Raw genomic sequence first — 12,476 nt, 5'->3', positions numbered from 1 at the left:
TCGCGTCGCCCGGAATGGGCAAACCCGGTTGGTTCAGAAGCGGTACTCGAGCATGCCGCTCAAGGTACGGCCGCGGGCCAGCGACAGGTTGTTGCCGTCGCCCATGGCCACGAAGTAGGCCTCGTCGGTGGCGTTCTCCAACGACAGGGCCAGGTTCAGGCTGGGGGTCATCCAGTAGCTGGCGTAGAGGTCGTAGACCGTGTACTGCGGCCACTGGGCCTGGTCGATCTGGTTGTAGGTATGGCTTTTGAGGTTCTCGCCGTTGCCTTCGCTGTAGCGCACCCGCATGCCCACATCCAGGGTGCGCTCAAGCAGGCGCATGCCCAGGGTCAGGGCGCCACGGTCGGCGGGCATGTACGAGGCGTTGCCCATGATGTCGCCGCAGCTGACGATGTTGTTGGTGTCGCTGGCGCCCTCGGCGCGTGAGACCCGCACCGGCAACATGATGATGCGGCTGCCCACCCGCACCGGGCGCATGACGGTGCCAGCGCTGACCAGGCGCTGTGCGCCCCCCATGTAGAACTGGTTGGAACAGAACTCGTTGCTGCCGATCATGTGGGTGTAGCTGAGCTGGCCGTAGTAGGCGCCGGCGTCGTAGTCCAGGCTGTACTCCACCCCACGAAAGCGCGTGGTTTCGAGGTTGTTCTGGTAGGCCGAACGGCCCAGGGCGATACCCGCCACGCTGCTGCCGGGCAGCGAGACGTTGGTGTCGAGGAACGAGAAGTTGTCGATGCGTGTGTCGAAGTAGGCGACCTTGGCGCCGAAGCGATCCCCGTCGCGCAGCAGCGACTCCTTGAAGACGTTCAGCCCCAGCTCCCAGTTGTGCGACTCCTCGGCCTTGAGGAACGGGTTGGGGTAGACCATCTCGGCACTGCCGCCGGCATGCGGGCGGCCGCTCATGAACACTTCGGTCACCGCTGGCGGCCGCCAGCCACGGCCCCAGCGGGTGTAGACCTGCAGCCAGTCCGGTCCGGGCTTGAGCGCGATGCCGAAGGTCGGCGAAAAGCGCCCCTCCTCGGTGTCCTCGTCAAAGATCATGTGGGTCTGCTGGCGGGTAAGGCCGACCTCGGTGACGCCTTCGGGGTACATCCAGGTGGTGACCCCGGTCTTGCCGCTCAGACGATAACGGTCGTAGCGCAGCCCGGCATCCAGGGTGAGCCAGTCGTCATGCTCATAGGTGAGCTTGCCGAACAGGCTGGCCATCACCCGCTTGCCCTTGGGATTGGCACCCTGCACGTAGGGTAGCGACTCCACCTCGTTTACCGCGGCGATGCGCTCGGTGCTGGGGCGGAAGCTGTCCTGGAACAGCTCGGTGCCGTAGTTGAAACTCAGGGTGTCAGCCTGTCCCAGGTGCCAGCGCGAGGTGTTCTGCAGCTGCAGGCCCCAGGTGTCGGTCTGGAAGCGGTCGGTGTAGGCCTCGACGCGGTTGCCGGTGGCGGCGCTGGACAGGTTGTCGGCGTTCCAGCGGTCCTGGCGGGTGGTCACGTAGTACAGCTTGACCTTGAAGTCGATCAGGTCGTTATCCGGGGTGAAGCTGTAGTCCAGTGCGGCATTCTTCGCATTGATGTCGTTGGTGCCGGTGACCCGGTAGTAATAGCGGTTGGCGTTGCTGTCGTTGTAGGTCCAGGCGTCCTTGCTGTCGGTGTCGGTCTCGATGTAGCTGAACTGCAGGCGCTGATCGTCGGCGAGGTTGAGGCCGAGCTTGAACAGCTGCGAACGGGTCACGCTGTCCATCGCCCCCACTTCGCCGTGCAGCCAGCTCTTCCAAGCCTCGCGGTTCTCCAGCTTGCCGCGGATCTGCGTGCCCAGGTTGTCGGCGTTCTGCGTACCGCTGCGGTAGTTGCCGAAATGCCGCTCGCTGTGGCCAAGCAGGATATCGCCGGCTTCATTGCCGACGGCGAACAGCGCACTGCCATTGAAGTAGGTGCCGTTGCCCAGCTCGCCGATACCGTGGCCGGCGCGCAGGCGCCCCCCCAGTTCCTTGCCCGGACCGAGCAAGTCGCGGGCATCGACGGTGTTGAACCTGGCGATGCCGCCGATCACCCCGGCACCGCCCATGCCGGCCGAGGTGCCCTTGTCGATCTCGACACCCTGGATGAACTCCGGGTCGATGAACATCACGCCGTTGCGCTGCTGGTGGCCGTTGACGTTGAAGTTCTGGCGCATGCCGTCGATGTTCATGTTGACCCGACCATAGTCCTGCACGCCGCGGATGTTCACCGACAGTCCGGGGTCACGCTGGTTGACGGCGGTGTACACGCCCGCGGTCTGTTCGAGCAGGTCGGCGGCATGGCGAGGGGCGCGCTGCTCAATCTGCTCACGGGTAATGACACTCACCGATCGCGGGGCCTGGTACACCCAATCGCCATCACGCTGCGAATCGATATGGGTCGCGCCCAGCTCAAGGGCCTCGCCGTCCTGGACGAGACGCTCCAGGCCGACCTGGCCGGCGGCGCTGAAGTGGTAACGCACCGGCGTGCCGCGCAGCAGCTGGCGCAGGCCCTCTTCGGCAGGGTAGCTGCCGTGCAGCCCTTCGCTGCGCAGACCGGCCAGCTTGCGGCTGTCGAAGAACACCTGCACACCGGACTGCTCGGCATAGGCCAGTACGGCGCTGTCGAGCGACTGGGCCGGAATATCGAAACGAACCAGGTTGCGGCTGGCGGTGCTTGGCGAATCGGCGGCGTGTGCCTGGCCGATCCCCATCGGCAATGCACAGCTGCCCAGGACCAGGCTGCCGGCCAGGGCGAGGCGGCCCAGAGGGCGCAGGGGTTGTAGTCGTGGCGTGCTCACTGCGATTGCTCGTCCGTGGTTGATGTTTTCTAGTAATGAAAATCAATCTCAACAGTCAGACGCGCGATGCAGGAGAAGTCAGTAAATAAAATTGAAAGTTTTTTTTGCCGAAGCCGGGTTCAGTAGAGCACGGCCACGCCTGGAAGCTCGATCAGCCGGGCCTTGAGCTCTTCACCGAGCACCACCGGGGCGGTGCCTAGCTGGTCGAGGCGGAAGACGCCGCTGACCTCACGCCGAGCCAATGCGTCACTGGCGACCACTAGCTGACCTGCGCGGTAGCGATTGAGCCGGGCGACCACCTCGGCGAGCGGCTGGCGTTCGAACACCAGCACCCCGCGCTGCCAGTCCGTGGCCCGCCGCAGGTCGTGACCCGGCCAGGGCCGCACCCCCTTGCGCTGGTCATAGCGCAGACTGTCGCCCTGCTCCAGCACCTGGCCGGCCTGCCCTTGCAACGGCGGCGCCTGCAGCTCGACCGCAACACTGTGCTCCAGCATGCCGACCCAGCCCCCTTCGCCCGCAGCGCCAACCACGAAGCGAGTGCCGAGGGCGCGACTGGTAGCACCGGCGTATTCGACCACGAACGGGCGTGCGTCCTGGGCCGTGACCGGTGCGGCAGTGAAGATGGCTTCACCGGCCAGCAGACGCACGCGCCGTTCCCGCTCATCGAAGGCAAGCTGGAGGGCGCTGCGGCTGTCCAGTTCCACCTGACTGCCATCGGGCAGGGTCACCCGGCGCACTTCGCCGATCCCCGTGAGGTAGTCCGCGCGCCAGCCCAGCCATGCCTGCGGCCCCTGTTGCACGGCCAGCACAGCCAGCAACAACGCCGCCGCGCTGGCAACGGCCCGGCGCAACCGAGGTCGCCGTCGCCGCATCGGGCTGCCCTGGAGGGGAGTCGTGGGGCGAGCGCTCGAGACGGCGGGCAAGCGTGCCAATTGCCCAAGGTCAGCCCAGGTGGCCTGGGCAAACCCATAGGCACGGGCGTGCCGGGGATCGCTGGCGCACCACTGGTCCAAGGCGTGCTGCTGCGCCGGGCTCAGGGGACCGGCCTGCTGCAGCACCACCCACTCGGCGGCCTGCTCGCGGATGGCTTGCTCGTTCTGGCTGCTCACACGGTTCTCTCGCGATCTGGTTATGTCTGGGCTGACGTCTGAAGCGGCATTTGTCAGTAAACCGTTGGTCATTCGGTTTCCTGCAGGGACTGCATCACATAGGCCAGGGCCTTGGCCAGATGCTTTTGCACCGAGCTGTCGGAGATCCCCAGGTGCCGGGCGACCTCGGCGTGGGTCATGCCCTCCAGGCGGTTCAGGCGAAAGATTTCCCGGGTGCGCTCGGGCAGCTCACCGAGGATCGCCTGCAGGCGGCGCAGGTGCTGTTCGCGCACGGCCTGCTCCTCAAGCCCAGGGGTGTCCTCGACGATCGCCTCGAAGGCCTCGTGGGGCACCGTGTCAGTCTTGCGTCGCTGCTGCTGGCGCACGTGATCGATCATCAGGTTGTGCGCCGTGCGGTACAGGTAGGCCTGGGCGTTTTCGATGGGCTCGTGACGCTGCTGCTCGGCCAGGCGCAGGAAGCTGTCCTGCACCAGGTCGGCCGCCAACTGCGGGTCGCGCACCTTGCGCGAGAGCAGGCCCTGAAGGTTTTTCGCGTGCTTTGTGAACAGCCGCTTGAGGTCGAACTCCGCCACACGCTCTCCATGGGGTGGTCGCAAGGTGGCGGTATGCTACTGGTTATTGAGAATCACTTGCAAGAAACGGCATCACTCGAAGAGTGCATCCAGCGCCTGTTCCAGACGGGTCACGGCAATCACCTGCAAACCGGCGGGTGCCTCCTTTGGCGCGTTGCCCTTGGGCACGATGGCGCGCTTGAAGCCATGCTTGGCCGCCTCCTTCAGGCGCTCCTGGCCACTGGGCACCGGCCGCACCTCGCCCGACAGGCCGATCTCGCCGAATACCAGCAAGCCATGGGCCAGCGGACGGTTGCGCAAGCTCGACATCACCGCGGCCAGCAACGCCAGGTCGGAGGCGGTTTCCAGCACTTTCACACCACCGACGACGTTGAGGAATACATCCTGGTCATGGGTGGGGATGCCGCCGTGCCGGTGCAGCACCGCCAGCAGCATGGCCAGGCGGTTCTGGTCCAGGCCCAGGGTCACCCGGCGCGGGTTGGCCAGGTGACTGTCGTCGACCAGCGCCTGGACCTCCACCAGCATCGGCCGGGTCCCCTCCCAGGTGGCCATGACCACGCTGCCGGGTACTTCTTCCTGGGTGCGGTTGAGGAAGATCGCCGAGGGGTTGGAGACTTCCTTGAGGCCGCGGTCGGTCATGCCGAACACGCCCAGTTCGTTAACCGCGCCGAAGCGGTTCTTCACTGCCCGCAGCAGGCGCAGGCGACCATCGGACTCCCCCTCGAAATACAGCACGGTATCAACCATGTGCTCAAGCACCCGGGGCCCGGCCAGCGAGCCTTCCTTGGTGACGTGGCCGACCAGGAAGATCGCCGTGCCGCTCTGCTTGGCGTAACGCACCAGCAACGCCGTACTCTCGCGCACCTGGGCGACGCCGCCCGGGGCCGACTGCAACTGCTCGGTGAAGATGGTCTGGATCGAGTCGATGACCATCACCCGCGGCTTTTCCTGGCGCGCGGTGGCGATGATGGTCTCGATGCAGGTTTCGGTCATGACCTTGAGCTGGTCCTGGGGCAGGCCCAGGCGCCGGGAGCGCATGGCCACTTGCTGCTGCGACTCCTCGCCGGTGACATACAGCGCCGGCATCTGCGTGGCGATGTTGCACAGGGTCTGCAGGAGGATGGTGGACTTGCCGATCCCCGGATCACCGCCGATCAACACCACCGAGCCGTCCACCAGGCCACCGCCGAGCACGCGGTCGAGTTCGGTGCTGCTGGTGGTGAAGCGCGGAATCTCCTCGACACTGACTTCGGCCAGGGTCTTGATCTGTGCCTGCTGCCCGGTCCAGCCGGCCCGCCCGCTCGGCGCCGCGGCGCCGCCGCTTTCGATCATGGTCTCGACCAGGGTGTTCCAGGCACCGCAGTCACCGCACTGGCCGGCCCATTTGGGGAAGGTCGCGCCGCACTCTGTGCAGCCATACAAGCGCTTGGCCTTGGCCATGGGCGGGTCTCCTGGGAAAAACCGCCATGATAGCCGAACACGGACGTGTCCCGGAGGCAGCGGCAGGCGACAAAACTATTCGCTCTAAACACAGTCTGTAGCTGCGAACGTCACGCATGAAGCGTTTTAGTGGCTTACACTGCGGTTACCTCTCCATTCGTAACAAAGGAATACAGCATGGGCATGCTCAGTGAATTCAAGGCCTTCGCGGTCAAGGGAAATGTCGTCGACATGGCGGTAGGTATCATCATCGGCGCGGCGTTCGGCAAGATCGTCTCTTCCTTTGTCGGCGATGTGATCATGCCCCCCATCGGCCTGCTGATCGGCGGGGTGGACTTCAGCGACCTGGCCATCACGCTCAAGGCCGCCGAAGGCGATGTGCCCGCAGTGGTGCTGGCTTATGGCAAATTCATCCAGACCATTCTCGACTTCATCATCGTCGCCTTCGCCATCTTCATGGGCGTGAAGGTGATCAACCGCCTCAAGCGCGAAGAAGCCGTGGCCCCGACCGCACCGCCGGTGCCAAGCGCCGAGGAAACCCTGCTGACCGAGATTCGCGACCTGCTCAAGGCGCAGAACCGACAGCCCTGAAGCACAAAACGACTGGGGCCGCTTCGCGGCGGCCCCAGTGACGACGATCCTTAAGGCGCCGTTGATCCTTACCAGTAGTTCTCCACCGCCACCTGCCCCGGTCGCTTGCTCAGGCTCAGCTGCAGGTCGCGCGCCTTGAGCACCTTGCGTGTCTCGTCGATCATTTCCGGGTTGCCGCACAGCATGACCCGCGAATGCTCCGGCGACAGCGCCAGCCCCGCCGCCTTTTCCAGCTCACCGTTCTCGATCAGCGTGGTGATCCGCGCATTCAACGCGCCCGGGTGTTGCTCTCGGGTCACCACCGGGATGAACTGCAGCTTGCCCGCAAACTCCGCCAGGTAGTCGCGCTGCTCCAGCGCGGCGATCTCGTCCACATACGCCAGCTCCTTCGCCTCGCGCACCGAGTACACCAGCTTGATGTTGTCGAAGCGCTCCCAGGCCTCGAAGTCCTGCAGGATCGACATGAACGGCGCAATGCCGGTGCCGGTGGCCAGCAACCACAGGTCGCGCCCCCCCACGAAACGGTCGAGGGTCAGGTAGCCGAAGGCCTGACGGTCGATCAGCAAGGTATCGCCTTCACCCAGGCGGCTCAGTTCGCTGGTGAATTCACCGCCCGGCACCACGATGGAGAAGAAGTCGAGGAACTCGTCATGGGGCGCACTGACCATGGAATAGGCACGCCAGGCCACGCTGCCATCGGCCTTGCTCACCCCGAGGCGGGCGAACTGGCCGGCGCGGAAACGGAATCCGGCATCGCGAGTGACACGCAGGGAAAACAGGTTGGGCGTCAGGGGCTGGACGTCGAGCAGAGTCTGGCGGGTGAATTTGTCGGCGCTGGCGGTCATGACGGGCTCCATGGATCAGATGCGCACAGTTTCGCGCAAAGTGCCCCAGATAAACACCGTCGGTTTGTAAGGTATCGCTTATGAGTGATCGCAATCAGCTAAAAAAGCGTAACAGCTATAGCAAAAAAAACCAGCGCAGACTTAGGAGATTTCCTACACTTCGTTCCATGAAATGCCGACATTGGATCCAGCGCCAAGCGACGGGAGCTTCATCGATGCCACATTGGAAAAGCGAGCAGCTCCAGCAACTGCTGGATGAACAAGAACCGAAGGAGCTGTTCGGTCAAGCGGTGAAACTGGCCCAGGCGCTCAACATGGAGTTCGTTGGTTTGGCACTGCACCTGCATGTGGCAGCCCGTGGCCCACAGGTGATCCTCTACAACAACTATCCCGGTGCCTGGAATGAGCGTTACCAAGCTGAAGACTTAATCAAGATAGACCCAACAGTATCAAAATGCCATCATACAACACTGCCACTGGTCTGGAACGACGATCTCTACTGTGAGGTGCCACAACTGCGCGAAGCCGCCACCGCGCTTGGCATGACCCATGGCTGGAGTCAGTCGGTACATGACCAGCAGCACAACGAGAGTCAGTTGAGTGTCTCCAGGCCCCTGGGGGTAGTCACCCGCGAGGAACTCTTCGCGAAGAGTGCCCAGGTAATGTGGCTGTGCAACACCTTGCACGCCGTGCTCAGCACACATCATCTGCAGAAGTTCAGCCCGGTGCCGCAACTGAGCGAACGCGAACTCGAAGTGCTCAAGTGGTCCGCAGCGGGCAAGACCGCCGCCGACGTGGCGATGATCCTCTCGCTGTCGACCAGTACCGTGAATTTCCATATCCGCAGCGTGATCACCAAGACCAACGCCTCCAACAAGGCCGGCGCCATCGCCATCGCCGCCCTGCGCGGCCTGCTCTGACAGCCCGTCCCCCACCCAGGCGCAAAGCCCTGTAGAATCACCCGCCGCAAGCCCGCCGCGCAGCGCGCCGGGCAGGATTCGCAGCAGAGCCCCACGTCATGCCCCTGTTCAACAGCCCCTTCGCCGACCTCGACCTGATCCGCCAGCCGGCCCAGGCCAATGACCCGCTGCTGGCCTTCGACGCCGCCGACCAGTACCTGCTGGAACACCTGGCCGCCCAAGTGCCACAGGCGAGCTGCAGGGTGCTGGTGCTCAACGACAGCTTCGGCGCCCTTGCCGCGAGCCTCGCGGGGCATGTGCAGGTGACCAGCAGCGGCGACTCGCACCTGGCGTACCTGGCCCTGGAGAAAAATCTGGCGGGTAACGGCAGGCCGTTCGACAGCGTGCCTTTCATCCCCGCCAGCGAGACCTTCCCTGGCCCGTTCGACCGCGTGCTGGTGCGCGTGCCCAAGACCCTGGCACTGCTCGAGGAACAGCTGATCCGCCTGCAGGGCCAACTGGCGCCCGGCGCCCAGGTGATCGCCGGGGCCATGATCAAGCACCTGCCCCGCGCCGCCGGCGACCTGATGGAAAAGTACATCGGCCCGGTCCAGGCCTCGCTAGCGCAGAAGAAGGCGCGTCTGCTGATTGCCAGCGTCGGCGAACGTCCGACCGCACGCTCGCCCTACCCCAGCCGCTACCGCCTGGACAGCCCGGCCCTTGAGTTGGTCAACCACGCCAATGTGTTCTGCCGCGAAGGCCTGGACATCGGCACCCGCGCCTTCCTGCCGCACCTGCCACGCGACCTGGGCCGTGCCCGGATCGCCGACCTGGGCTGCGGCAATGGCGTGCTGGCGATCGCCTGCGCCCTGGCCAACCCGGATGCGCAATTCACCCTGGTCGACGAGTCGTACATGGCGGTGCAGTCGGCGCGGGAGAACTGGCAGGCGGCGCTGGGCGAGCGCGAGGTCACGATCAGGGCCGCGGATGGCCTGGCCGGCCAGGAGAAACAATCGCTGGACGTGGTGCTGTGCAACCCGCCGTTTCACCAGCAGCAGGTGGTGGGCGACTTTCTCGCCTGGCGCATGTTCCAGCAGGCCCGGGAGGCGCTGGAAGTCGGTGGGGCGCTGTACATCGTCGGCAACCGCCACCTGGGCTATCACAGCAAGCTGGCGCGGTTGTTCCGAGGGGTCGAGCAGGTGGCGGCGACGCCGAAGTTCGTGGTGCTCAAGGCACGGAAATAAACATCCAGTAGAAAACGAGAAAAGCCCGCTCCTACTGGTCCTGTAGGAGCGGGCTTGCCCCGCGACCGGGCTGCAACGCAGCCCTCGCAACCTAGTGGGTACTAAGGCCGGCAGCATTCATGAACATGCGCATGCCATAAGCCACCACCCCAAGCGCCGCCACGCTCAGCCCCCAGATCAGCACCAGCCAACCCAGGCGTTGCAAGAGCGGCTTTTTTTCTTCGACGTTCATCACGATGCGCTCCTAGTGATAGCCATCTTCATGGGTCACCTTGCCGCGGAACACGTAGTAGCTCCAGTAGGTGTAACCAAGAATGAACGGCAGGATGAACAGCGTGCCCACCAGCATGAAGCCCTGGCTCTGCGGTGGCGCCGCAGCGTCCCAAATGCTGATGGACGGCGGGATGATGTTCGGCCACAGGCTGATGCCCAGTCCGCTGTAGCCCAGGAAGATCAGCACCAGGGTCAACAGGAACGGCGTGTAGTGGGCATCGCGTGCCACCGCCCGCAGCAGGCCGTAGAACGTCACCAGCACCAGGATCGGCACGGGCATGAACCAGACCAGGTTGGGCATGCTGAACCAGCGCTCGGCGATCTGCGGGTAAGCGATCGGCGTCCACAGGCTGACCACACCGATGACCGCCAGCAGCACCAGCGCCAGTGGCCGAGCGATGTCATGCATCTGCTTCTGCAAGGGCCCTTCGGTCTTCATGATCAGCCAGGTGCAGCCCAGCAGAGAGTAGGCGACGATCAGGCCCAGTCCACTGAACAGCGTGAACGGCGTCAGCCAGTCCAGGGTGCCGCCGACGAACTTGCGGTCGACCACCTTGAAGCCCTCGATGAACGCGCCCAGGGCCACGCCCTGGAAGAAGGTCGCCACCAGCGAACCCCAGATGAACGCCTTGTCCCAGATGTGGCGTTTGTTGGCCCGGGCCTTGAAGCGGAACTCAAAGGCCACGCCCCGGAAGATCAGCCCCACCAGCATCAGGATCAACGGCAGGTACAGTGCTTCGAGCACTACTGAGTAGGCCAGCGGGAAAGCGCCGAACAGTGCCGCGCCGCCCAGCACCAGCCAAGTCTCGTTGCCGTCCCATACCGGGGCGACGGTGTTCATCATCACATCGCGGTCATGCTCGTCCTTGACGAAGGGGAAGAGCATGCCGATGCCCAGGTCGAAACCATCCATCACCACGTACATCATGACGCCGAAGATGATGATCACGGCCCAGATCAGCGGAAGATCGATACCCATCTCAGTTCCCCTTGCTCAGGCTGGCGGAGTCGGCCTCATGGCCGTCATCGGCGGCGGACAGCGGCCGCGCTGGCGTGCGTTTCTGGCCAGGGCCTCCGGGGGGCTGCGTGTCGCCCTCGCCTGTGTGCGGACCTTTGCGCACCAGACGCATCATGTAGCCGAGCCCGGTGCCGAACAGGGCGAAATAGACCACAACGAACATCACCAGGGTGAAGCCGAGTTGCGCATAACTGTGGTTGGACACGCCGTCGGCGGTACGCATCAGGCCGTAGACAACCCAGGGCTGACGACCGACCTCGGTGGTGAACCAGCCGGCGAGGATGGCGATCAAGCCAGACGGGCCCATCCACAAGGTCAGGTAGAGGAATGGACGCGAGCTGTACAGCGTGCCGCGCTTGCGCAGCCAGAGGCTCCACAGGCCAACGAAGATCATCAGCATGCCCAGACCGACCATGACCCGGAACGACCAGAACACGATGGTCGAGTTGGGCCGGTCCTCGGGCGGGAAATCCTTCATCGCCGGGACCTGCTTGTCCAGGCTGTGGGTGAGGATCAAGCTGCCAAGCGCCGGGATCTCGATCTTGAAGCGGGTGGTCTCGGCCTGCATGTCGGGAATGCCGAACAGGATCAGCGGGGTCGGCTCGCCGGGCTTGTTCTCCCAGTGGCCTTCGATGGCGGCGATCTTCACCGGCTGGTGCTTGAGGGTGTTCAAGCCATGGAAGTCACCGATCACCGCCTGCACCGGCGCGACGATCAGCGCCATCCACATGGCCATCGACAGCATCTTGCGCACCGCCGGGTTGTCGCGCCCGCGCAGCAGGTGCCAGGCCGCCGAGGCGCCGACGAAGAACGCGGTGGCGACGAAGGCCGCGGTGGCCATGTGCATCAGCCGGTAGGGGAACGACGGATTGAAGATCACCGCGAACCAGTCCACCGGGATCACCTGGCCGTTGACGATCTCGTAGCCCTGGGGCGTCTGCATCCAGCTGTTGGAAGCGAGGATCCAGAACGTCGACACCAGCGTGCCGAGCGCCACCATGCACGTGGCGAAGAAGTGCAGGCCACGCCCGACACGGTTCCAGCCGAACAGCATGACGCCCAGGAAACCGGCCTCGAGGAAGAAGGCGGTCAAGACCTCGTAGGTGAGCAAGGGACCGGTGATGGAGCCGGCAAAGTCGGAGAACTGGCTCCAGTTGGTGCCGAACTGATAGGCCATGACCAATCCCGAGACCACGCCCATGCCGAAGTTGACGGCGAAGATCTTCGACCAGAAGTGGTAGAGGTCACGGTAGGTGTTGTCGCCGGTCTTAAGCCAAAGGCCTTCGAGGACCGCCAGGTAGCTCGCCAGGCCAATGGTGATGGCCGGGAACAGGATGTGAAAGGACACGGTAAAGGCAAACTGGATTCGGGCGAGCTCTAAGGCTTCCAATCCGAACATGGTGCTTCCTCTTCAGGTAATCCGGCGACCGGGCTCATGGCCTGTCGCCCACTGCCCCCACGGGTATCGAGTGCGGCGCGTTGGAATTGTTCTGTTCGATCGCGGGGATTCCGGCCCAAGGGCCAAGATCGTTGCATCTGGAACGATTGATCCAGATCAACGACTGAATGGAAGCATAGTCCCGAATGACCCATCCGGATGTGTGGTTGATTGCCGCGTGACCGGTTGCCTCACCCTCTTTCTTCGTAGGTGAAACGTTGATCCACGCCGCTTTCAGCAACCATTTGTTACAAACA

At 64.1% G+C, this 12,476-nt stretch carries 11 protein-coding genes; 3 read left to right on the top strand and 8 right to left on the bottom strand.

Features of this window, described 5'->3' with window-relative positions; translation table 11 throughout:
* Window positions 1-33 precede the first annotated feature (33 nt).
* From AC25ND_RS24195 to radA, 4 genes are all read right to left on the bottom strand, one after another.
* The gene (locus AC25ND_RS24195; RefSeq protein ID WP_236180420.1) at window positions 34-2,703 is read right to left on the bottom strand and encodes a TonB-dependent receptor; all 2,670 of its coding nucleotides are present in this window, start codon (window positions 2,701-2,703) and stop codon (window positions 34-36) included.
* A gap of 206 nt (window positions 2,704-2,909) precedes the next feature.
* Window positions 2,910-3,899, bottom strand: coding sequence for a FecR family protein (locus AC25ND_RS24190; RefSeq protein WP_028691339.1), 990 nt, complete (start codon window positions 3,897-3,899; stop codon window positions 2,910-2,912).
* 68 nt (window positions 3,900-3,967) lie between these two features.
* Entirely contained in the window at window positions 3,968-4,471 is a 504-nt protein-coding gene (locus AC25ND_RS24185; protein WP_062362118.1) for an RNA polymerase sigma factor, read from the bottom strand.
* A gap of 72 nt (window positions 4,472-4,543) precedes the next feature.
* Window positions 4,544-5,911 (bottom strand): DNA repair protein RadA, encoded by a 1,368-nt coding sequence (gene radA, locus AC25ND_RS24180; protein ID WP_028691337.1) that lies wholly within the window; start codon window positions 5,909-5,911, stop codon window positions 4,544-4,546.
* A gap of 177 nt (window positions 5,912-6,088) precedes the next feature.
* Here radA and mscL point away from each other — a divergent pair, with 177 nt between their 5' ends.
* Window positions 6,089-6,502: a large-conductance mechanosensitive channel protein MscL gene (gene mscL / locus AC25ND_RS24175; RefSeq protein WP_011535791.1), complete on the top strand. Its 414-nt coding sequence runs from the start codon at window positions 6,089-6,091 to the stop codon at window positions 6,500-6,502.
* A gap of 68 nt (window positions 6,503-6,570) precedes the next feature.
* Here the strand turns inward: mscL and AC25ND_RS24170 are convergent, their stop codons facing one another.
* A complete protein-coding gene (locus AC25ND_RS24170) occupies window positions 6,571-7,347 on the bottom strand; it encodes a ferredoxin--NADP reductase (RefSeq protein ID WP_069017054.1) in 777 nt (258 codons plus the stop codon).
* 215 nt (window positions 7,348-7,562) lie between these two features.
* Between AC25ND_RS24170 and AC25ND_RS24165 the strand changes: the two genes are divergently transcribed.
* Window positions 7,563-8,267, top strand: a complete 705-nt coding sequence (locus AC25ND_RS24165) for an autoinducer binding domain-containing protein (protein ID WP_028691335.1) — start codon at window positions 7,563-7,565, stop codon at window positions 8,265-8,267.
* 98 nt (window positions 8,268-8,365) lie between these two features.
* A complete protein-coding gene (locus AC25ND_RS24160; protein WP_028691334.1) occupies window positions 8,366-9,490 on the top strand; it encodes a methyltransferase in 1,125 nt (374 codons plus the stop codon).
* A gap of 91 nt (window positions 9,491-9,581) precedes the next feature.
* Here AC25ND_RS24160 and AC25ND_RS24155 read toward each other — a convergent pair whose 3' ends face one another.
* Genes AC25ND_RS24155 through AC25ND_RS24145 form a run of 3 tightly spaced genes read right to left on the bottom strand, consistent with a single transcriptional unit; the run spans window position 9,582 to window position 12,180 of the window.
* Entirely contained in the window at window positions 9,582-9,722 is a 141-nt protein-coding gene (locus tag AC25ND_RS24155; protein ID WP_182324546.1) for a DUF2474 domain-containing protein, read from the bottom strand.
* 12 nt (window positions 9,723-9,734) lie between these two features.
* Window positions 9,735-10,742 (bottom strand): cytochrome d ubiquinol oxidase subunit II, encoded by a 1,008-nt coding sequence (gene cydB / locus AC25ND_RS24150; protein ID WP_028691333.1) that lies wholly within the window; start codon window positions 10,740-10,742, stop codon window positions 9,735-9,737.
* A gap of 1 nt (window position 10,743) precedes the next feature.
* The gene (locus AC25ND_RS24145) at window positions 10,744-12,180 is read right to left on the bottom strand and encodes a cytochrome ubiquinol oxidase subunit I (RefSeq protein ID WP_028691332.1); all 1,437 of its coding nucleotides are present in this window, start codon (window positions 12,178-12,180) and stop codon (window positions 10,744-10,746) included.
* Window positions 12,181-12,476 lie beyond the last annotated feature (296 nt).

The organism is Pseudomonas sp. P110(2024) (genome assembly GCF_057480795.1).
The sequence above is the reverse complement of the archived record's forward strand: the minus strand, read 5'-3'. Positions and strand labels throughout refer to the sequence as shown.